The sequence below is a fragment of the Bacillus sp. AC266 genome, from assembly GCF_979253805.1.
In genome coordinates, this window is sequence record NZ_CEEDEC010000004.1 from 192,689 (window position 1) to 213,156 (window position 20,468).

Here is a 20,468-nt window from a genome sequence, read left to right on the forward strand (position 1 = left end):
TTTACGTCAAAAACCTTGACCTAATATATAAAGTTTATATTTTCTGAATTTTGATGGTTATTATTTTAATAAAACAAAATCCTTCACTCCATTTTTATTCTGCCTTCTCTCTAGCACACATATATATATAAAGATAGGTGGTGAACGCATGTCTAAAAAAATTCTCATTTTTTGTGATCCTGGAATCGACGATGCGATAGCCCTCCTCCTCGCATTCTTTATCGATGAAATTGAAATTGTTGGGATTGTCGCTGATTACGGCAATGTTCCAAAAGAAATGGCCGTACAAAATGCTCATTTTCTTAAACAAAAATCAAGAAATAGAGATATGAAAATATTTGGTGGTTCAGACCGTCCTCTCAATGGAGGTCCACCCGCTTTTTTTACTAATATTCACGGTAAAGAAGGGTTAGGGCCAATCATCCCAAATGAAAAGTTACAAAACGGGGAAATGGAGAATTTTTTTGAAGTTATCCCTCTTATCGAGCAGTATAAAGACGAACTAATCATTGTAAGTTTAGGGCGACTCACTTCCCTAGCTGCTTTATTTATTTTATGTAAAAACTTAATGCAGCAAATTAAATCTTATTATGTAATGGGTGGTTCCTTTCTGCACCCAGGTAATGTAACTCCCGTATCAGAAGCGAATTTTTATGGCGATCCAATCGCGGCTAACATTGTATTACAATCTGCATCCAACATGTACATATACCCGTTAAATGTAACTCAGTATTCCATCGTTACACCTGATATGGCTGAATATATTGAGGCGAAAGGAAAGGCTTCTCTCGTCAAACCTCTATTCGATCATTACTACTATGGATATTACGAAAAAATTTTACCACAATTAAAAGGCTGCCCTTTTCATGACACGATACCGATATTAGCTTTACTTGATAATTCTATGTTTACCTACTACAAATCACCAATTACCGTCATGACCGAATCTTACGCTCAAGGAGCAAGCATCGGTGATTTCCGCTCTTTAGTAGGATCAAGCCCATTCACCAATCGGCCCTCGCAGCAAATTGCTATCGATTTTGATTATAATCTCTTCTTTAAATACTTCATGTCACTTATGACAGACGAACAATTTTAGCAAAAAAAAACAGACCGTGATTTCTCACGGTCTGTCGTTATTTTCTACAATTATCGTTTGATGTTGTAGAAAGATTTGATACCATCGTAAACAGCGATTTCGCCTAGTTCGTCTTCGATGCGTAGTAATTGGTTGTACTTAGCAATACGGTCAGTACGGCTCATAGAACCAGTTTTGATTTGGCCAGCGTTAGTTGCAACTGCGATGTCAGCGATTGTAGCATCTTCAGTTTCACCAGAACGGTGAGATACAACTGCTGTGTAACCAGCACGTTTAGCCATTTCGATAGCTTCGAAAGTCTCAGTTAAAGTACCGATTTGGTTAACTTTAATTAAGATTGAGTTAGAGATACCTTTTTCGATACCTTCAGCAAGTTTTTGCGTGTTAGTTACGAATAAGTCGTCACCAACTAATTGTACTTTATCACCGATACGCTCAGTTAATAATTTGTGACCATCCCAGTCGTTTTCGTCTAAACCATCTTCAATAGAGATGATTGGGAAGTCTTTGCAAAGCTCTTCGTAGAAATCAACCATTTCTGCAGAAGTTAAGCCAGTACGGCCTTCGCCTGCAAGGTCATATTTACCAGTTTCTTTGTTGTAGAACTCAGAAGAAGCAACGTCCATTCCTAAGAATACGTTCTCGCCAGCTTTGTAACCAGCTTTTTCGATAGCTTCGATGATTACTTCTAATGCTTCACGGTTAGAACCAAGGTTTGGAGCGAATCCACCTTCGTCACCTACTGCAGTGTTAAGACCTTTGTCATGTAATACAGCTTTAAGTGCATGGAATACTTCAGCACCCATACGGATTGATTCTTTGAATGTTGGAGCACCAACTGGTAAGATCATGAACTCTTGGAAGTCAACGTTGTTATCAGCGTGAGAACCACCGTTGATGATGTTCATCATTGGAGTTGGTAATTGTTTTGCATTGAATCCACCAAGGTAACGGTATAATGGAAGACCTACGAAGTCAGCTGCTGCGTGAGCTACTGCCATAGATACACCAAGGATAGCGTTAGCGCCTAGTTTACCTTTGTTTGGAGTGCCATCTAATTCGATCATAGCACGGTCGATACCCGCTTGGTCAGTTACGTCGAAACCAACGATTTCTGGAGCGATTGCTTCGTTAACGTTGTTTACTGCGTTAAGAACACCTTTACCAAGGTAACGAGATTTGTCACCGTCACGTAATTCTACTGCTTCGTGCTCACCAGTAGATGCACCACTTGGTACGATAGCGCGTCCGAATGCGCCGCTTTCTGTGTAAACTTCTACTTCTACAGTTGGGTTACCACGAGAGTCAAGGACTTCGCGAGCATAAACATCAATAATTGTTGACATAATAAATTCTCTCCTTTTTATATAAGCAAATTATTTAATAATTGTTTTACCTGTCATTTCTTTCGGTTGTTCCACATTTAAAAGTGTAAGCATTGTTGGGGCGATATCTCCTAAAATACCACCTTCACGAAGCTCTACATCATTTTTTGTAACGATGAAAGGAACCGGGTTAGTTGTATGAGCTGTCATTGGTCCACCTTCAGCAGTTAACTCCTGATCGGCATTACCATGGTCAGCAGTAATAAGTGCTACACCATCTTTTGCAAGAATCGCTTCTACAACTTTTCCTAAACATTCGTCAGTTGCTTCTACTGCTTTAATTGTTGGTTCCATCATCCCAGAATGGCCAACCATATCACAGTTTGCAAAGTTAAGAATGATAACATCATGTTTATCATTTTCGATGTCATTTACTAAAGCGTCCGTTACTTCATAAATGCTCATTTCAGGTTTCAAGTCATACGTTGCAACCTTCGGTGAGTTAATTAAAATACGCTCTTCTCCTGGGAATTCAGCCTCACGACCACCGCTAAAGAAGAATGTAACGTGCGGATACTTTTCAGTTTCCGCGATGCGAAGTTGCTTTAATCCCGCTTGCGCAACAACTTCACCTAATGTGTTATCAAGGTTCATTGGCTTGAATGCCACGTAACCATCTACAGTTTCACTGAAATGTGTCATACAAACGAACTCAGGAATGTGAGGTACTTTTTCACCACGATCGAACTCACGGAAGTCTTCGTTTGTAAATACACGAGCAATTTGAATTGCACGGTCTGGACGGAAGTTATAGAAGATAACTGCATCATCATTATTGATTGTTGCAACTGGCGTGTCATCTTCGTTAACAATTACAGACGGCAATACGAATTCATCATGAATACCATTTGCATAAGAGTCCTCTACACACTCTTCTGCTGATTTATAAGTAGGGCCTTCACCATTCACCATAGCACGGTAACATTTTTCTACGCGATCCCAGCGCTTGTCACGGTCCATGGAGTAATAACGACCAGAGATAGTCGCGAATTGTCCTACTCCTGTTTCTTTAATTACTTCATTTGTTGCATCGATATAACCTTTTGCTGTTTGTGGTCCAACATCGCGGCCATCTAAGAATGCATGGATATATACTTTCTCCACGCCTTCTTTTGCTGCTAAGCGAAGAAGAGCAAACATATGGTTCATGTGACTGTGTACACCACCATCAGAAAGTAAACCGAATAAATGAAGAGCAGTACCTTTTTCTTTCACGCTTTTAATTGCATTTTGGAAAGTTTCGTTCTGATCGAACTCACCTTCACGAATTGCAACGTTTACGCGTGTTAAGCTTTGATATACGATGCGGCCAGCACCGATATTTAAGTGACCAACCTCTGAGTTACCCATTTGACCTGCTGGAAGACCTACTTCCTCACCAGAAGCTGTAAGCGTTGTGTGAGGGAATTTGTTCCAGTAACCATCAAAATTAGGTTTCTTAGCTTGTGCTACAGCATTCCCGTAAGTTTCTTCACGTAGTCCGAAACCATCAAGAATGATTAAAGCTGTTGGCTTTCTCATTTTACCGCCCCCAGAAGACCTAAGAACGAAGCAGGCTCTAAGCTAGCACCGCCAACTAAAGCGCCGTCGATGTCAGATTGTGCCATATACTCTTTAATGTTTTCTGGTTTTACGCTACCGCCGTATTGAATACGAACAGCTTCTGCAGCTTCTGGAGAAACAGCTTCTGCAACAACTTTACGGATGTGCGCACATACTTCATTTGCATCTGCAGAAGAAGAAGATTTACCTGTACCGATAGCCCAGATTGGCTCATAAGCGATAACAGTTACTTTAACTTGCTCTTCTGTTAAACCTGCAAGTGCTTTTGTTACTTGACCTGCTACTAGATCAAATGTTTTTCCGCTTTCGCGCTCTTCTAAAGTCTCACCACAACAAACGATTGGTGTTAAACCATGTTCAAATGCTGCAAGAGTCTTTTTATTTACTGACTCGTCTGTTTCAGCAAACATTTCACGACGCTCAGAGTGGCCAAGTACTACGTAGCCTACTTTTAAGTCGCTAAGTGCTACTGGGCTAATTTCGCCAGTGAATGCACCATTTTTTTCGAAGTGCATGTTTTGTGCACCTACTTGTAAGTCAGTTCCTTCAGCCTTTGCTACTAAGCGCTCTAAGAATAGAGCTGGCGAACAAACTACTGCATCAACAGCTGAAGCTGCTGGGATTTGACCTTTAACTTCCTCTACGAAGCTAACTGCTTCAGATAGAGTTTTATTCATTTTCCAGTTACCTGCGATAATTGGTTTACGCATGCTTTGCACCGTCCTTTTTCTTTGGCTGCTACTTATTTGTCGTTAAGACAAACTACACCTGGAAGTTCTTTACCTTCCATGAATTCTAATGACGCACCGCCGCCAGTAGAAATGTGGCTCATTTTATCAGCCATACCGAATTTTTCAACAGCTGCTGCAGAGTCACCACCGCCGATAACAGAGTATGTATCTTCTGCATCTGCTAATGCTTGCCCTACTGCTTTTGTACCTTCTGCGAATGGAGTCATTTCGAATACACCCATTGGTCCATTCCATACAACAAGCTTAGAGTTTTTAATTACATCTGCATAAATTTCACGTGTTTTAGGACCGATGTCCACGCCTTCCCATGTAGAAGGGATAGAGTCGATACCAACGATTTGAGTTGTTGCAGTTTCAGAGAATTCCTCTGTGATTACAACATCAACTGGCATATAGAAGTTTACGCCTTTTTCTTTTGCAAGTTGCATAAATTCTTTAGCTAGTTCAATTTTGTCGTTTTCACATAGAGATAGACCAATTTCATGACCTAATGCTTTAACGAATGTGTAAGCAAGTCCGCCACCGATGATTAAGTTATCTACTTTGTCTAATAGATGACGAATTACACCGATTTTATCTTTTACTTTCGCACCACCGATGATAGCTGTGAATGGACGTTCTGGGTTAGAAAGTGCTTTACCTAATACATCTAACTCTTTTTCCATTAATAAACCAGATACTGCTGGTAGGTAGTCTGCGATTCCTGCTGTAGAAGCGTGAGCACGGTGAGCTGCACCGAATGCATCGTTTACGAAGATATCAGCAAGAGCTGCAAATTCTTTCGCAAGTTCTGCATCGTTCTTTTCTTCGCCCGCATAGAAACGTACGTTTTCAAGAACTAATACGTCGCCTTCGTTCATTGCTGCAACCATTTCTTGTGCAACTGGTCCGAATGCTTCGTCCGCTTTTTTAACATCTTTACCAAGAAGCTCGCCTAAACGTGCTGCTACTGGAGTAAGACGTAATTCTTCTACTGCTTGACCTTTTGGACGGCCTAAATGACTTGCTAAAATTACTTTCGCACCTTGCTCTATTAAATATTGAATTGTAGGAAGAGCTGCACGGATACGAGTTTCATCTGTAATTTTGCCTTCTTTCATAGGTACGTTGAAATCAACGCGGCAAAATACACGCTTACCTTTTAAATCTACGTCACGAATTGATTTTTTGTTCATTGGATTTCCCTCCGACTACTAGTTAGGATTGACAAAACCCATTCAAAAGCTTAACACATTTGCTTCTAAAACGAAAGAAGAGAGAGAGGGAACAAACCCTCTCCCTCGTTTTGTCATTGATTGCTTATATACTTAAGAATTAAAGACCTTTAGAAGTCATGTATGCAGCTAGGTCTACTACGCGGTTAGAGTAACCAGTTTCGTTATCGTACCAAGAAAGTACTTTAACCATGTTACCTTCCATTACCATTGTAGATAATGCATCGATTGTAGAAGAAGCTGTACATCCGTTATAGTCGATAGATACTAATGGCTCTTCGCTGTATCCAAGGATACCTTTTAATTCGCCTTCAGAAGCTGCTTTGAATGCTGCGTTTACATCTTCAACTGTTACTTCTTTGTCAAGTTCAACAACTAAGTCAACAAGAGAAACGTTAGCAGTTGGAACACGTACAGCGCCGCCGTTTAATTTACCTTTAAGTTCTGGTAATACTAATGCTACAGCTTTAGCAGCACCAGTAGATGTTGGGATCATGTTTTCAGCTGCTGCACGAGCACGACGTAAATCTTTATGTGGTAAGTCTAAGATTTGTTGGTCGTTAGTGTAAGAGTGAATTGTTGTCATCATTCCGCGTTTTACGCCGAATTTTTCGTTTAATACTTTAGCGAATGGAGCTAGACAGTTTGTAGTACAAGAAGCATTAGATACTACGTTGTGGTTAGCTGCATCGTATTGTTCGTGGTTAACACCCATAACTACAGTGATATCTTCGTCAGAAGCTGGAGCTGAGATGATAACTTTCTTAACTGATCCACCTAAGTGTTTCTCAGCGTCTGATTTTTTAGTGAAACGGCCAGTAGATTCTACTACTACTTCTACTCCGTAGTCGCTCCATGGTAATTGAGCTGGGTCACGCTCAGCGATAACTTTAATTTCTTTACCGTTAACAATGATGCTGTTTTCGTTAGCAGATACTTCTGCATTTAAAGTTCCGTGAACTGTATCATATTTTAAAAGGTGAGCTAATGTTTTAGCATCTGTTAAGTCGTTGATTGCTACTACTTCTACCTCAGAGTTGTTAAGAGCTGCGCGGAATACGTTACGTCCGATACGTCCAAATCCATTAATACCAATTTTAGTCATTTAAATTTCCTCCTTGGGGGATTATATTAAAGGGTAATACCCTTTGTTAATTGTTTTGCTGCACCTTCATCTGTAATTAGAATTGAAGTGTGCCCTTGCTTTATTACAGCCTGTATTGCTTTTGCTTTTGAAGAACCTCCAGCGACTGCGACAACGTGAGATACATGTTGTAAATCTTCAAGTTGCATACCAACTGTTCTTACTTTATGAACAACATTTCCTTGTTCATTAAAGTAGTAACCGAAAGCTTCGCCAACTGCTTCGCTTGCCTGAATCTTTAACCAATCTGCTTCTGCAGTATTTCTGCGACGTGCCATTGTTAACGCATCACCAATTCCATGAATGACGATATTGGAAGATCGAATCAACTCAAGAACTTCTTTCACGGAGGGCTCTGTTACAATAGACGCATATGCTTCGCTACTAACGTGATCTGGAACATACAATAAGCGATAATTACTCATCGTATTTTGTGCCATTTTGGCGCAAATGGTATTGGCTTCTAACTCGACACCTTCTCCAATTCCACCACGTGCTGGGACAAATAGCATATGTAAATCTTTGCAATCAAGTTGCATCATGTCCGCAGCAGCAGCTAGCGTACTTCCTCCAGCCACAGCAACGATATTATTCACTGTCAGACGGTCTTTTATACAAGTCACACAAGCACGGCCCATCTCCAGTTTGACCCAAGGTGATTCATCACTATCACCAGGGACAACGAAAACTTCATCCAAGTCTAATGTTTCCTTAAGTTGTTTTTCTAAAACCTTTAACCCGGAAATTTCTTTCATAAAGTCTTCCAAAGCAAGAACTAAAGCTGTTCCTTCTTCTGTCAAAGTCATTCCAGAAGAAGCGACGTGAACTAAGTTTTGTTCTTTCAAAACTTGAACTTCACTTCGCAATACTCGTTCTGTCATACCGAGACTTGCAGATAAGTTTCTTCTTCCAATCGGCTGCATAAGCCTAATGTACTGAAGCACTTGCATTCTCGTTTGCATAACAGGTAGCAGATCAGGTAATAATTTTTTTGTGTTCTGAATCCATGAGCGCATATCTTTTCTCCTCACTGCATCGGTTCATTTCCCTTCGTGGTCACTTTATGTCCCGTAGTGACATTTTGCGTCCCACTTAGGTTAAAAAAATAATCCCTGCTACGTGTATTATTGTAACAGGAGACAGAAACTTATTCAACTCTTAACTGCATTCTTTATATAGTTTATTATGACACCTTTGTGAATGTTACCATATTCCACTTGTCTTCCGCCTATTTCTACAACAGGAATCATTAGATGGTATTTCTCTAAAAGGTCATTATCTTCATATATATCTATTTCCTCAATTTGAAAAGAATATTCATATTGTACTTCTTTTAAAACTTGTTTCGCCTTCACGCAAAGACCACAATCTTTTTTTGTATATAGTACAACCTTCATCTTCTTCACCTATCCAATTGTTTTTCTTAGAGACGAAGCAGGAATATGCATTTGTTCTCTATACTTCGCAACCGTTCTTCGAGAAATAACTATTTCATGCTCTTCTTCTAATAATTTTGAAATCTTTTGATCCGAAAGTGGCTTTTTCTTATTTTCTGCTCCAACAAGCGTTTGAATGAATTGTTTCACACGCTTTGTAGAAACCGCCTCATCTTCCGTCGTAGAAATAGAATTACTAAAGAACGATTTCATCTCAAATAAACCGTGCGGCGTTTGCACATATTTATTACGCGTTGCACGACTAATTGTAGACTCATGCACACCTAACTCTTCCGCCACCTCTTTTAAAGCAAGTGGTTTTAAATACTCTGGACCTCCCCAGAAGAAATCATGCTGTTTTTCCATAATAATATTCATCACTTGTAAGAGTGTTTGTTTTCTCTGTTTCAAACTGCGCATAATCCATTGCACATGCTGATACTTCTCCGATACGTAAGAAGCCACTTCACTTTCACTGTTATTTAGTAACGCACTATACTCAGAGTGAATTTCAATTCTTGGCATATTTCTCTCATTCATCTGTAAAACGAGATGATCGCCATCTTTTTTTACCGCCATATCAGGCACAATATAAAGTGGTTTATCAGAAGAAAATGCAAGACCTGGTTTCGGCTGCAATGATGTAATACAGTTCACCGCATCCTGTAATTCCTCGTTGGTACACTTCAACACTTGAACGAGCTTTCGCCAATCTTTCTTAACGAAATAATTAAAATGATCATCTATAATTTCTTCCGCTAACCCATTTCTTCTTTGTAAGCGCTTCAATTGGATTGATAGACATTCCTGAATATTACGCGCACCTACCCCTGCTGGCTCTAACGATTGAACAAGCTCCACGGAACAGTCCACTACATCAATTGGCGCAGAAAGAAGCTCTGATAACTCTTCATTTGTTTCTTGTAAATAGCCATTTCCATCCATGTTCATAATAATGAAAGAAGCTGCTTTTCGCTCTTCTTCATCTATTTTATAATACTGTAGTTGATTTAATAAATGTTGCTGAATCGTTGTAGAATCCACACTGTAGATTTCCATTTGATTCTCGACTTGTTTGCGGGTACTTTTACTTGTGTTAGAGCTCTTTTTCTTCTCCCTCTCAAAACCACCTAACTCAATAAGGGGATTCTCTAACGATTGCTCATACAAAAACTCCGATAATTCTTGTACATTATACTGGAGCATTGTAATCGCTTGCCTTAACTCTTGTGTCATTGCCAAACGTAAGCTTTGTTCTTGTAAAAGACTTGCCTTCAAACTAATCTCCCCCTTGTTTCTATTGTACAATAAGTTTGGTAAAAGGAGAATCCTCACGCAGACACCCATTCCAAAATATTATTAATTTATATGTATTAATGAGATTTAGATCTTACAACCGAAATTTGAATAATATTGAAAGAAAATAATAGCGCAATAAAAATTATTACCACATACTAATAGTAAATCTTATAACCAGATATAACAAGAGAGAAATAAAAAAAGGTCCTAACTTACAAATGTAAGTTAGGACCTTTTGACGCGCCCAGAGGGATTCGAACCCCCGGCAGACGTGGTACCGGAAACCACCGCTCTATCCGACTGAGCTATGGGCGCATGAGATTATGATAATATCAACGGTTTGCTTCCGTCTTCTTCCGATTTGTTCTTACCGAAAGTTAAACGTAGGATACGAACACCAACACGTAGACGTTCGCTTCTTTACATATGGATATTATATCCTGACGCTAACCTAATACGCAAGCATAAAAACCTCTTCTACACTAGCTTTAGCGCGCAGTTTTCCTTCTTTCGTTCCCCCTTAATCTACTTAAATCGAAATAGAACGCATATAGGCTCATAACTTCATCATATTAAATCTAATCGTCTAGAATTACATCTCTCGGCATCGCACTTTTCGCATATAGTCTATAAAAAAAGACAGGCGAAGTGATGCCCGCCCATCTCCGCACTATTTTATATATTTTGATCGCAGGCTAAATATATCTTCCCCTTCACGAATGCCTGCCGATCCCTTCCTCACATTTTTTACGACAGTCCAATTCGGGTTAGTTTCATCACCTATGTTCTGTACTGTAAAGTTGCCGTCACCATATTCTCGGTGACCTTCTGCCAATTTCTCCGTTAAATCATTCTCTTTTGATCTCACCATCTTTGCGCCATCTCCCTTTTTATACAACCCTCTTAAACTGTCCAACCGATCACACGTCCAGTCAATTGGAGATCCTCGTTTTCCGCTTCGATTAATTTTAACACACTGTCGGGGGTAAGTTCCGATAACGGCTGCCCAATCGCATTAGAAACGTTATTTTCTTTGATAGTAGAAACTCGGCGAGGATTGGGTAAAAGACAATTCGCTGGGCTGCGTCAGGACTTCGCGAGAGATCAACCCCCTGATTCAAAAATCACAAATACTATCTCTAAGGGACTCCTGCGACGGCTCAGCGGGGTGGCTTGGAGGGTTCGGAAAATTTTCGTTTGGGTTGGCTTGTGGTGAATAGCGTATTCATTTTGATGAATGACGAATACAACATAAATGACTTTTGTTACTTTCGACTTTCTCTTCTAAACGTTGATTTAAAAGAATTCGCAAGACTTTCGATGAACAAAACAATTCGTAAATGTTTTATGTATTAAAAGAAACGTTGATTTAATAACGTTCTTCTTTCGTGAATGACTTCGATTGAACGAATAAGATAATGAAGATATTATTTTTTTAAAACTGAACACATCCTTTTTTTACTATACAAGAAAATTTTATTTTAAATTGAAAATAACTACAAGAATAGAAATATATATATTTTATTGATGTGTTTTTTGTGAATAACCAGAAATTTAACCTCATGTAATTTTCAGTTACTTTTTAATCTTCAACAGGTAACATACCTACATCATGAATTACATATCATCCTCTTCCATCTTATAAAGCGCCACTATAACAAAGAATTCATTGGCGCTTGAATCAAAGCTTCAACTTCAAAACCTAAATTTTCCAATCATAAATTCACCCAAACCCACAAATTATAATCTTTGAATTGATATTCCAAAGGGGGCTTCATTCAATGACTGTAATTACAAAACTAAAGCAAACTGTTTCTGGATTAAAAAGTGCACAAGCTAGCTTAGAGGGATTCGCTCTTGATACGGATAACCAACAAGCAAAGCAACTTTTCCAAACAGCTGCGCAGCAAACACAAACAATTATTGATTCTTTAAACCCACGTGTTGAAGAAGTCCAGCAAGAAGAACCACAATACACACAGCAATAACCAAAGGTGCCATTGTATCTAATGGTGCACAATTTGAGAAAAAGGGTGATATGCAATCATCCTTTTTTCTCAAATTACATAATGCAATAGAAATGGAATGATTATAATGCGAAAACTCGGAATCATAACCGCGTTATTTATGCTCCTATTCGGTTCACTTACCGGATGTGATAATAGCCCGTTAGATAAAAAAGTAAAGAAAGAAGAAGCTAAACGAACGAAAGAAGACAAGGGCCCTAAGTTAACAAAAATGAGTACAGAATCCTTTAATCAATCTATATCGCAAGAAGCTAAGAAAAAGGCTTTCACTATAGAGGGAATTACAGAAGCTACCGCAGTTAATACAAATTTAGATCTTTACATAGCCGTTAAACCTGAACATCACGAAAGATTTGGTTTAAAGCCTTTAAGAAGTAAATTAAAAAAGAAGCTAAGTGATGAAAACCCTACTTTCGATATTCGTGTAAGTACAGACAAAAAGATCTTTATGCTCATAGAAGAACTTGAAAACAAAATTAAGAAAAAGAAAGTGAGTAAGGATGGCATTAAAGAACAGTTAAAACTCATTCAATCAGAAATGGGATCTAATATTTAAGCTTTCTAAAAGAGAAGGAAGGATTCAAATGTCTAGTAAAGATAAAAATTTAACACCTGTACAACAAGAATATAAAAAATTCGAACAACAGCGCGAGCCGAAGCGCCCCGTTTTAAAAAATTGTATAAAAGCTTTTTTCGTCGGGGGATTAATTTGTCTAATAGGCCAACTGATTTCCACCTTTTATATTACGTACTTTGATTTCACTGAAAGATCTGCCGGGAACCCTACCGTTGCAACTCTTATTTTTATTTCTATGCTACTGACGGGATTTGGCGTCTACGATCGCCTCGGACAATTTGCTGGTGCTGGTACCGCAGTTCCCGTTACTGGATTTGGTAACTCTGTTATTGCCGCGTGTATTGAACACCGTACAGAAGGATTCGTTCTCGGCGTTGGTGGTAACATGTTTAAACTAGCAGGATCGGTCATCTTATTTGGCGTATTTTCAGCTTTTGTCATCGCTCTTATTAAAACGATTCTCTTTCAATGGGGAGGGCTGTAAATGTTACAAGGACACCGAACATGGGTATTCGAAAACAAACCAGTTATCATCTCAACAGGTGTAGTCGGTGGCCCATTTGAGGCAAATGGAAAAATTCCTGAAGACTTCGATACCCTGCATGAAGATTTATGGCTCGGACAAGATTCTTACGAAAAGGCGCATAAAATTTTATTTGAAGAAGCTTGTAGCCGCGCTACCGAAAAGGCAAAGCTCCGTAAAGACGATATTCAATTCGTACTCGCAGGGGATTTAATTAACCAAATAACTCCAACGAGCTTTGCATGCCGCACACTCGGAACACCTTATCTCGGTTTATTCGGCGCCTGTTCTACCTCTATGGAAGGCTTAGCACTCGGCGCAAGTATCGTAAATGCAAAAGGTGCAAAGTATTTATTAACTGGGGCATCAAGTCATAACGCTGCGGTAGAAAAACAATTCCGCTATCCAACTGAATATGGTGGTCAAAAACCTCCTACGGCTCAGTGGACAGTGACCGGTGCAGGCGCGGCTATTTTAAGCGACACTGGATATGGTCCACAAGTAACATCGGCCACCATTGGACGGGTTATTGATATGGGACTAACAGATCCTTTTAATATGGGTGGTGCGATGGCCCCAGCTGCTGTCGATACGATTGAAGCTCATTTACGCGAACGACAAATTGACGCCTCTTATTACGACTTAATCGTAACAGGTGACCTTGGACATGTCGGTCGCGAAATCGCTTACGACCTACTACATAAACATGGAACAAAGGTAAAGAGCGAGCAATTTCAAGATTGCGGAATCATCATTTATAGAGAAGGTCAACCTGTCATAGCTGGTGGAAGTGGTCCGGGCTGTTCAGCAACAGTCGTATACGGACATTTATTAAACCGAATGAAAAGAGGAGAATTCAAGAAAATACTTGTCGTTGCGACAGGCGCTTTACTATCTCCACTTACATTCCAACAAGAAGAAACGATTCCGTGTATCGCTCACGCTGTTTCGATTGAATTTGGAGGTGCAACGCAATGATTTTTTTCTGGGCTTTCGTCATTGGTGGACTCATATGCGTAATCGGACAGCTTATGTTTGATGTCGGCAAACTAACCCCCGCTCATACGATGGCAACACTCGTTGTTGCTGGAGCTATATTAGATGGATTCAATCTGTATGAACCATTAATCGACTTTGCAGGCGCTGGGGCAACTGTACCTATTACAAGTTTCGGTAATGCCCTCGTTCATGGCGCGATGGAGGAAGCAGCCAAACATGGCATCGTCGGCGTTATTACCGGCATGTTTAAAGTAACGAGTGCTGGTGTATCAGCTGCCATTATTTTCGGCTTCATTGGAGCATTGCTATTCAAACCGAAAGGATAAGGTGTTCGTATGACAGTTATCGCTAGCGTTAAAACCTGCCTTGCCAGTGTAAGGGGCGCTCAAGCAAGTTTAAGCTCCCTTTCACTAAATTCACAGGACGCGGAATCAAAACGTGTATTTCATGAATGTATGTTAGAAATGGACAGCGTCATCACCGATTTACAGAATAGAGTTTCAGTATTAGAACGTGAAGAACCTCAATATAAAGGGTTTTAAGTAGACTGGAGGAAATGACTATGTCTCACCTGCCGGAATGGACACTTGTCATTCTTCGCTCTGTATTCATATTAATTATTTTATTCGCTATTACGAAATGGTTAGGAAAAAGACAAATTTCTCAGCTCTCCTTTTTTGAATACATAGCCGGAATGACAATCGGTGACATCGCTGCCCAAGTATCTACAGGGCTTGATTCAAAATTTTTCCACGGCGTCTTTGCGATACTCATTTTCGCTGTGGTACCTTTTTTCACTGGAATCCTCTCTTTAAAGAACAAAACAGCTCGAGATTTTTTTGAAGGAAAATCTACCGTATTAATAAAAGATGGCAAAATACTTGAAGATAATTTAAAGAAAGAAAAGTATACAAGTGATGAATTACTTGAGCTTCTCAGAGGAAAAAATGCGTTCAGCGTAGCTGATGTTGAATTTGCTGTACTAGAACCGAGCGGGGAATTAAATGTATTATTAAAGAAAGATCGCCAACCACTTACAGCAAAAGATATCAGCTTAAAAGTGCCAAACGAAAAAGAACCGCAAACTGTTATTATGGATGGAAATGTATTAGATGAACCTCTTTCTGCTAGCGGGCATAATCGCGCTTGGTTACATTCTGAGCTAGAAAAACTCGGTGTTGTCATTGAAAATGTCTTTCTTGGTCAAGTTGATTCATACGGACAACTTACTATCGACATCTATAATGATAAACTCCAAATGCCTTCTCCTCAAAACAAGCCTTTACTATTGGCATCCTTAAAGAAATGCAATGCTGATCTTGAATTATTCTCTTTAGAAACGAAATCAAAATCAGCGAGTGATATGTATAGTAAAAACGCAAAACAAATCGAGAAAATCTTAAATAAAGTAACCTATCTGTTAAAAGAATAAAAAATGAAAGAACGCTTCTATACAAAAGGCGTTCTTTTGCCTTTCCCACACCATTAATCACGTTTAAATTTATGTAATTCGGTTATGATGTTGAAGATACATAAGCAGGGAATTTTAAAAACATAGCGAATAAATCATGATACAACTACATATTTTTTGATTTAAAGTGGTTTCGTTTGACCTTCATTGACCATAATTGTATTATAAGACTAAGAAAGCTTTTAAAGGAGGAAATAACAGATGAATTTAATTCCTACAGTAATTGAACAAACAAATCGTGGAGAACGCGCTTACGATATTTACTCTCGACTATTAAAAGATCGCATCATTATGCTTGGTAGCGCAATTGATGACAACGTAGCAAACTCAATCGTTTCCCAGCTTTTATTCTTGGAATCTCAAGATCCAGAAAAAGATATTCACATTTACATCAACAGCCCTGGTGGTTCTATCACAGCTGGTATGGCAATTTACGATACAATGCAGTTTATTAAACCACAAGTATCAACAATCTGTATCGGTATGGCTGCATCTATGGGTGCATTCTTACTTGCAGCAGGTGAAAAAGGAAAACGTTACGCACTTCCAAACAGTGAAGTTATGATTCACCAACCACTTGGCGGAGCACAAGGTCAAGCGACTGAAATCGAAATCGCTGCAAAACGTATCCTATTCTTACGTGAAAAATTAAACCAAATTCTTGCTGACCGCACAGGTCAACCACTTGAAGTTCTACAACGCGACACAGACCGCGACAACTTCATGACAGCAGAAAGAGCTCTAGAATACGGCTTAATCGATAAGATCTTTACAAATCGTTAAGACACTTAAAAGCGGAAGTGGCTCGTTTAGAATCGCAGGGCGTTGGAGCCCCTGATTCCGAGGCGCTTTTTGCCTCGAATGTAAAAGCGAAACGACCGGAGATTCTAGCCACTGGAGCTGGATAGAATTAAAAGCGGAAGCGGCTCGTTCAGAATGAGAGGGGGATGGAACTTCTGACAAAGAGGTGCTTTTTACCTCGACGGAAGAAGCGAAGCCACCGACCATTCTAGCCGCTGGAGCTGGATACATCTATAAGCGGAAGCGCCCTATTACAGGGCGCTTTTTTTATTATGTACAAGGGTATCACATACCCCACCTAGTATCTAATCCAATATATCGGTGATTTTTCAATTTTATCGACCACAACTCAAATTATATCGGCGTTTCGACACAACTTATCGACTTACCGACCATTCCCGACAAGCGCGAACCAGCTATATACCCACCGATCCTTCGTTATCACACCAACCACGCACCCCACAAACAGAAAAATAAAAAAAGCTATCGCACATTCGCGATAACCCTTTATTGTACATATGCAGTTAATGCTTCCAAAGCCTCTTCTGCATCTGAACCTTCTGTTGTGATTGTAATCATGCTACCAGTTCCGATTGCTAAGCTCATAATCCCCATTATGCTCTTTGCATTCACTGTCTTTCCATCTTTCTCGATGAAGATATCCGCATGAAAGCGATTTGCCTCTTGTACAAACAACGCAGCCGGACGTGCTTGTAAGCCGTTTTTTAATGCCACTTTAACCAGTTTTTGAACCACAGCTCCATTTCCCCTTTAACCTTTTATTTTTTTGCTACTGTTTCCCCCGCGCGTAATTTCTCTGCAATTTCATCGATTTTACGCAAACGATGATTAATACCCGATTTACTAATTTTCCCCCCGGATACCATCTCACCTAACTCTTTCAATGTTACATCTTGATAATCTCTTCGTAACTGTGCAATTTCTCTTAATTTATCTGGCAAAATATCAAGCCCAACCGTCTCATCAATATAGCGGATGTTCTCAATTTGCCTTAGCGCTGCACCAATTGTTTTATTTAAATTAGCTGTTTCGCAGTTAACTAAACGATTTACTGAATTACGCATATCGCGAACAATTCGAATATCTTCAAATCTTAAAAGTGCATTATGAGCACCTATAATATTTAAAAACTCTGTAATTTTTTCAGCTTCTTTCAAATACGTAATGTACCCTTTTCTTCTTTCCAACGTCTTACTATTTAAATCAAATCCGTTCATCAGTTCACATATAGAATCATTATGTTCCTTATATAACGAAAAGATCTCTAAATGATAAGATGATGTTTCTGGGTTATTTACTGAACCACCTGCTAAAAATGCACCGCGTAAATACGATCGTTTACAACATTTCTTCTCGATTAATTCCTGCGATATATTTCGAATAAACGAAAAGTCATCTCGAACAATGTGAAGATCTGCTAATATTTCGCGAGACTTCTCAACAAGCCGCACGATATATACATTATTTTTCTTCAATCGCATTTTTTTACGAACAAGTAATTCTACCGTCACATCATATCCTTTTTTCAAAAGCGTATAAATCCTTCTTGCAATTGCTGCATTTTCCGTTTGAATATCGATAGATAGGCGACGGTTTGAAAAAGAAAGCGATCCGTTCATTCGAAGCAACGCCGATAATTCTGATTTCTCGCAGCATTCCTTCATTTCAAGGTTGGTCAACTCTTTCTTTGTTTCTGATGCAAATGACACAGTCAACACCTCCTTATACTATTACTTTGGAACAAAAATCTTGTCCTATATGAATGAGGAGCGTTACCTCAAATGAGGCAACGCACATTTATAACAATGAATATAAAATAGAAGCTAACTTTAATGTATCATGTCTTACAACACGATCATCATATTTCGCTAATCGATCTTGAATGATTTCGATATTATGTTCAGCAAAACGATTTGTATCCAGTGCAACTGGTTCCGACATCTCTTCCTCATATAACTTACGTAATTCACGAGGAATATCACGATTATTTACAATCGCAGTGTCGATAAATGGTTTACCTAAATGATCATGTAACGCCTGCACATGATCAAATGCAGTATAACCCTTCGTTTCGCCCGCTTGCGTCATAACATTACATACATATACCTTCTTCGCTTTTGCAGCAAGAACAGCGTCTCCAATTTTGTTAACGACTAAATTCGGTAATATACTTGTGTACAGACTTCCTGGACCGAAAACAAGCAAATCAGCTCGTTTAATTTCCGTCAACGTTTCACATAACGGTTCTACATCTTCTGGAGTTAAAAAGACACGATTAATCTTCTTCCCGAAATGAGGAATCTTTGATTCACCTGTTACAATTTCTCCATCTTCTAATTCTGCATGAAGTACCGCACTTTGATTCGCTGCTGGTAATACACGTCCTCTGACATTTAATACTTTACTCGTTTCCGTAATCGCGTGGTAAAAGTCTCCTGTAATCGAAGTCATACCTGCCAATAGTAAATTTCCTAACGCATGCCCTTTCAGTCCGTCTCCAGTTGTAAAACGGTGCTGAAATAAAGCCTCCACTAATGGTTCTACATCCGATAACGCAACAAGTACGTTACGAATATCACCTGGAGGTGGAATTTCTAGCTCATCACGTAGTCTACCTGAACTGCCTCCATCGTCGGCTACTGTTACAACTGCTGTAATATCAACAGGATATTGTTTTAATCCCCTTAATAAAACAGAAAGTCCAGTTCCACCTCCCATGATAACAATTTTAGGTTTTCTCTCTTTTTTCATCCCTTAATGGCCCTTTCTCTTCTCCACATCACGATGAGATACATGAACGCTATACTCTGGTTTCAAATGTTTCCCAAGGTACTCTGTAAGCGTAACAGAACGATGTTGCCCACCTGTACATCCAATCGCAATTACAAGTTGACTCTTACCTTCTCTTTTATAATGAGGCAGCATGAAAGTGATAAGATCCGTCAATTTCTCTAAAAACTTATGTGTTTCATTAAATTTCAACACATACGACGAAACTTCTTCATCCAGTCCTGTTAATGGCTTCATATGTGGAATATAATATGGATTTGGTAAAAAACGAACATCAAATACTAAATCAGCATCAATTGGAATTCCGTACTTAAATCCAAATGACATAACATTTACACGAAATGCTTGCTCAGTTTCTGTTGAGAATAAGTGAACAATTTTTTCTCGTAATTCTTTCGGTTTCAAATCAGATGTATCAAGCACAATATTCGCTCGTGCCTTCATATCAGTTAAGAGACCACGCTCAGCTTCAATTCCCTTTAAAGGCAAGCCAGTTGGCGCAAGTGGATGCGAACGTCTCGTTTCTTTATAACGAGTTACAAGTGTGCTATCTTTCGCATCTAAAAATAAAATATGAGGAATAATCCATGTACGTTCTGATAAATCATCAAGCGCTCCCCATAAATATTCAAAAAACTCTCGGCCACGTAAATCAATACCGAGTGCCACTTTATTCATTTTACCTTTTGAATCTGCCATAAGTTCAATAAACTTCGGCAATAACATCGGTGGTAAATTATCTACACAAAAATATCCTAAATCTTCGAAACTTTGTAACGCTACCGTCTTTCCAGCTCCAGACATCCCTGTAATAATTACCATTTTTATATCATTATTCTCTGTCATCGTATCCTCTCCTTGCAGGTTTAACTCGGATCTAATCGATATGAAAGCAACTCAAAATCTGGGGTATATACAAATGTACCGTAGATTATACCATTCCCTTTAATTAAATAATCAATAATGTGATAATCTCCTGGTGCCATTGCTAAATCATCAATTTTATCAAATGTATGCCAACCAATGATGCCTTCTTCGCTCTCTAATTTGTTTTCTCCTGCAAAATCTGTTGCTAAAAAGGAGAACATCATCCATTCAGAAACAACTTTATCACCTTCTTGGATGACAAAAGTGAAGACCCCTTTTAATGCTGGATTCTTTAAATAAATACCTGTTTCTTCACGATACTCGCGAACAACGGTATCTCTTACTGTCTCACCACGCTCCATTTTCCCGCCCGGTGCAACCCACCAATTCCGGCGAGGTTTTTGGAGTAAGAGTACTTCATTATCTCTAATTAACACACAGTTTGTCACTCTTTGCATGTTTCTTCACCTCAGCTACTTGCAGCAAAATTTCTCACTGCA

At 39.2% G+C, this 20,468-nt stretch carries 23 protein-coding genes and 1 tRNA gene; 9 read left to right on the top strand and 15 right to left on the bottom strand.

The annotated features are described in order from the left end of the window. The first annotated feature begins 148 nt into the window (after positions 1 to 148). Positions 149 to 1,099 (top strand): nucleoside hydrolase, encoded by a 951-nt coding sequence (locus tag AC0IXC_RS18045; protein ID WP_063218051.1) that lies wholly within the window; start codon positions 149 to 151, stop codon positions 1,097 to 1,099. Between the two features lie 50 nt (positions 1,100 to 1,149). Here AC0IXC_RS18045 and eno read toward each other — a convergent pair whose 3' ends face one another. The 10 genes from eno to AC0IXC_RS18095 all read right to left on the bottom strand — a co-directional run bounded on the left by eno (position 1,150) and on the right by AC0IXC_RS18095 (position 10,763). After that, positions 1,150 to 2,445, bottom strand: coding sequence for a phosphopyruvate hydratase (gene eno / locus AC0IXC_RS18050; protein WP_000103948.1), 1,296 nt, complete (start codon positions 2,443 to 2,445; stop codon positions 1,150 to 1,152). A 30-nt stretch (positions 2,446 to 2,475) separates the two neighbouring features. Continuing rightward, on the bottom strand, positions 2,476 to 4,005 hold the full coding sequence (gene gpmI, locus AC0IXC_RS18055; RefSeq protein ID WP_002129880.1) for a 2,3-bisphosphoglycerate-independent phosphoglycerate mutase: 1,530 nt from the start codon (positions 4,003 to 4,005) through the stop codon (positions 2,476 to 2,478). After that, positions 4,002 to 4,757, bottom strand: a complete 756-nt coding sequence (gene tpiA / locus AC0IXC_RS18060; protein ID WP_002016069.1) for a triose-phosphate isomerase — start codon at positions 4,755 to 4,757, stop codon at positions 4,002 to 4,004. The genes gpmI and tpiA overlap by 4 nt, the downstream gene beginning before the upstream one ends. A 32-nt stretch (positions 4,758 to 4,789) precedes the next feature. Then, positions 4,790 to 5,974, bottom strand: a complete 1,185-nt coding sequence (locus tag AC0IXC_RS18065) for a phosphoglycerate kinase (RefSeq protein WP_002016070.1) — start codon at positions 5,972 to 5,974, stop codon at positions 4,790 to 4,792. A 139-nt stretch (positions 5,975 to 6,113) separates the two neighbouring features. Next, positions 6,114 to 7,118, bottom strand: coding sequence for a type I glyceraldehyde-3-phosphate dehydrogenase (gene gap / locus AC0IXC_RS18070; RefSeq protein ID WP_471653110.1), 1,005 nt, complete (start codon positions 7,116 to 7,118; stop codon positions 6,114 to 6,116). Positions 7,119 to 7,144: 26 nt separating this feature from the next. Next, positions 7,145 to 8,173, bottom strand: a complete 1,029-nt coding sequence (gene cggR, locus AC0IXC_RS18075; RefSeq protein WP_471653111.1) for a gapA transcriptional regulator CggR — start codon at positions 8,171 to 8,173, stop codon at positions 7,145 to 7,147. A gap of 135 nt (positions 8,174 to 8,308) precedes the next feature. After that, complete coding sequence (locus AC0IXC_RS18080) at positions 8,309 to 8,554, bottom strand: glutaredoxin family protein (protein ID WP_002143722.1); 246 nt, start codon at positions 8,552 to 8,554, stop codon at positions 8,309 to 8,311. 9 nt (positions 8,555 to 8,563) lie between these two features. After that, entirely contained in the window at positions 8,564 to 9,871 is a 1,308-nt protein-coding gene (gene rpoN / locus AC0IXC_RS18085; RefSeq protein WP_002016074.1) for an RNA polymerase factor sigma-54, read from the bottom strand. A gap of 260 nt (positions 9,872 to 10,131) precedes the next feature. Further along, positions 10,132 to 10,207 (bottom strand) — tRNA-Arg (locus AC0IXC_RS18090). 355 nt (positions 10,208 to 10,562) lie between these two features. Further along, positions 10,563 to 10,763 carry a hypothetical protein gene (locus tag AC0IXC_RS18095; RefSeq protein ID WP_002129884.1) on the bottom strand — a complete coding sequence of 67 codons (201 nt, stop codon included), beginning with the start codon at positions 10,761 to 10,763 and terminating at the stop codon, positions 10,563 to 10,565. Positions 10,764 to 11,673: 910 nt separating this feature from the next. Between AC0IXC_RS18095 and AC0IXC_RS18100 the strand changes: the two genes are divergently transcribed. The 8 genes from AC0IXC_RS18100 (at position 11,674) to clpP (ending at position 16,272) form a co-directional block, all read left to right on the top strand. After that, positions 11,674 to 11,880, top strand: coding sequence for a DUF1657 domain-containing protein (locus AC0IXC_RS18100; protein ID WP_000216167.1), 207 nt, complete (start codon positions 11,674 to 11,676; stop codon positions 11,878 to 11,880). A gap of 106 nt (positions 11,881 to 11,986) precedes the next feature. Further along, a complete protein-coding gene (locus AC0IXC_RS18105) occupies positions 11,987 to 12,475 on the top strand; it encodes a YhcN/YlaJ family sporulation lipoprotein (RefSeq protein ID WP_002034731.1) in 489 nt (162 codons plus the stop codon). Positions 12,476 to 12,503: 28 nt separating this feature from the next. Continuing rightward, the gene (gene spoVAC / locus AC0IXC_RS18110) at positions 12,504 to 12,980 is read left to right on the top strand and encodes a stage V sporulation protein AC (protein WP_002034730.1); all 477 of its coding nucleotides are present in this window, start codon (positions 12,504 to 12,506) and stop codon (positions 12,978 to 12,980) included. Then, positions 12,981 to 13,997, top strand: coding sequence for a stage V sporulation protein AD (gene spoVAD / locus AC0IXC_RS18115; RefSeq protein ID WP_000938981.1), 1,017 nt, complete (start codon positions 12,981 to 12,983; stop codon positions 13,995 to 13,997). After that, positions 13,994 to 14,344: a stage V sporulation protein AE gene (gene spoVAE, locus AC0IXC_RS18120; RefSeq protein WP_000575919.1), complete on the top strand. Its 351-nt coding sequence runs from the start codon at positions 13,994 to 13,996 to the stop codon at positions 14,342 to 14,344. Before spoVAD ends, spoVAE begins: the two co-directional genes overlap by 4 nt. 9 nt (positions 14,345 to 14,353) lie before the next feature. Continuing rightward, positions 14,354 to 14,560 carry a DUF1657 domain-containing protein gene (locus AC0IXC_RS18125; protein WP_002191146.1) on the top strand — a complete coding sequence of 69 codons (207 nt, stop codon included), beginning with the start codon at positions 14,354 to 14,356 and terminating at the stop codon, positions 14,558 to 14,560. Between the two features lie 20 nt (positions 14,561 to 14,580). Beyond that, positions 14,581 to 15,450, top strand: coding sequence for a DUF421 domain-containing protein (locus AC0IXC_RS18130; protein ID WP_002016080.1), 870 nt, complete (start codon positions 14,581 to 14,583; stop codon positions 15,448 to 15,450). A gap of 240 nt (positions 15,451 to 15,690) precedes the next feature. Beyond that, positions 15,691 to 16,272, top strand: a complete 582-nt coding sequence (clpP, locus tag AC0IXC_RS18135) for an ATP-dependent Clp endopeptidase proteolytic subunit ClpP (protein WP_001049163.1) — start codon at positions 15,691 to 15,693, stop codon at positions 16,270 to 16,272. Positions 16,273 to 16,797: 525 nt separating this feature from the next. On the opposite strand, the gene AC0IXC_RS18140 is transcribed toward clpP, so the two are convergent. From AC0IXC_RS18140 to AC0IXC_RS18160, 5 genes are all read right to left on the bottom strand, one after another. Further along, entirely contained in the window at positions 16,798 to 17,046 is a 249-nt protein-coding gene (locus tag AC0IXC_RS18140; protein ID WP_002016081.1) for an HPr family phosphocarrier protein, read from the bottom strand. 23 nt (positions 17,047 to 17,069) lie between these two features. Further along, positions 17,070 to 18,020, bottom strand: coding sequence for a DNA-binding protein WhiA (gene whiA, locus AC0IXC_RS18145; protein ID WP_002016082.1), 951 nt, complete (start codon positions 18,018 to 18,020; stop codon positions 17,070 to 17,072). Between the two features lie 88 nt (positions 18,021 to 18,108). Beyond that, positions 18,109 to 19,062: a gluconeogenesis factor YvcK family protein gene (locus tag AC0IXC_RS18150; protein WP_002016083.1), complete on the bottom strand. Its 954-nt coding sequence runs from the start codon at positions 19,060 to 19,062 to the stop codon at positions 18,109 to 18,111. Between the two features lie 3 nt (positions 19,063 to 19,065). Then, a complete protein-coding gene (gene rapZ / locus AC0IXC_RS18155) occupies positions 19,066 to 19,947 on the bottom strand; it encodes an RNase adapter RapZ (protein ID WP_002016084.1) in 882 nt (293 codons plus the stop codon). A gap of 20 nt (positions 19,948 to 19,967) precedes the next feature. Further along, positions 19,968 to 20,426 (bottom strand): NUDIX hydrolase, encoded by a 459-nt coding sequence (locus AC0IXC_RS18160; protein WP_002124062.1) that lies wholly within the window; start codon positions 20,424 to 20,426, stop codon positions 19,968 to 19,970. Positions 20,427 to 20,468 lie beyond the last annotated feature (42 nt).

What these genes read in the sequence shown, in the direction of transcription:
- tpiA (WP_002016069.1), bottom strand. Translation starts at nt 4,757, where the DNA reads ATGCGTAAACCAATTATCGCAGGTAACTGGAAAATGAATAAAACTCTA.
- AC0IXC_RS18125 (WP_002191146.1), top strand. Translation starts at nt 14,354, where the DNA reads ATGACAGTTATCGCTAGCGTTAAAACCTGCCTTGCCAGTGTAAGGGGC.
- spoVAD (WP_000938981.1), top strand. Translation starts at nt 12,981, where the DNA reads ATGTTACAAGGACACCGAACATGGGTATTCGAAAACAAACCAGTTATC.
- AC0IXC_RS18130 (WP_002016080.1), top strand. Translation starts at nt 14,581, where the DNA reads ATGTCTCACCTGCCGGAATGGACACTTGTCATTCTTCGCTCTGTATTC.
- AC0IXC_RS18105 (WP_002034731.1), top strand. Translation starts at nt 11,987, where the DNA reads ATGCGAAAACTCGGAATCATAACCGCGTTATTTATGCTCCTATTCGGT.
- spoVAC (WP_002034730.1), top strand. Translation starts at nt 12,504, where the DNA reads ATGTCTAGTAAAGATAAAAATTTAACACCTGTACAACAAGAATATAAA.
- AC0IXC_RS18150 (WP_002016083.1), bottom strand. Translation starts at nt 19,062, where the DNA reads ATGAAAAAAGAGAGAAAACCTAAAATTGTTATCATGGGAGGTGGAACT.
- AC0IXC_RS18080 (WP_002143722.1), bottom strand. Translation starts at nt 8,554, where the DNA reads ATGAAGGTTGTACTATATACAAAAAAAGATTGTGGTCTTTGCGTGAAG.
- AC0IXC_RS18160 (WP_002124062.1), bottom strand. Translation starts at nt 20,426, where the DNA reads ATGCAAAGAGTGACAAACTGTGTGTTAATTAGAGATAATGAAGTACTC.
- AC0IXC_RS18065 (WP_002016070.1), bottom strand. Translation starts at nt 5,974, where the DNA reads ATGAACAAAAAATCAATTCGTGACGTAGATTTAAAAGGTAAGCGTGTA.
- cggR (WP_471653111.1), bottom strand. Translation starts at nt 8,173, where the DNA reads ATGCGCTCATGGATTCAGAACACAAAAAAATTATTACCTGATCTGCTA.
- clpP (WP_001049163.1), top strand. Translation starts at nt 15,691, where the DNA reads ATGAATTTAATTCCTACAGTAATTGAACAAACAAATCGTGGAGAACGC.
- gpmI (WP_002129880.1), bottom strand. Translation starts at nt 4,005, where the DNA reads ATGAGAAAGCCAACAGCTTTAATCATTCTTGATGGTTTCGGACTACGT.
- rapZ (WP_002016084.1), bottom strand. Translation starts at nt 19,947, where the DNA reads ATGACAGAGAATAATGATATAAAAATGGTAATTATTACAGGGATGTCT.
- gap (WP_471653110.1), bottom strand. Translation starts at nt 7,118, where the DNA reads ATGACTAAAATTGGTATTAATGGATTTGGACGTATCGGACGTAACGTA.
- eno (WP_000103948.1), bottom strand. Translation starts at nt 2,445, where the DNA reads ATGTCAACAATTATTGATGTTTATGCTCGCGAAGTCCTTGACTCTCGT.
- AC0IXC_RS18100 (WP_000216167.1), top strand. Translation starts at nt 11,674, where the DNA reads ATGACTGTAATTACAAAACTAAAGCAAACTGTTTCTGGATTAAAAAGT.
- AC0IXC_RS18045 (WP_063218051.1), top strand. Translation starts at nt 149, where the DNA reads ATGTCTAAAAAAATTCTCATTTTTTGTGATCCTGGAATCGACGATGCG.
- AC0IXC_RS18095 (WP_002129884.1), bottom strand. Translation starts at nt 10,763, where the DNA reads ATGGTGAGATCAAAAGAGAATGATTTAACGGAGAAATTGGCAGAAGGT.
- spoVAE (WP_000575919.1), top strand. Translation starts at nt 13,994, where the DNA reads ATGATTTTTTTCTGGGCTTTCGTCATTGGTGGACTCATATGCGTAATC.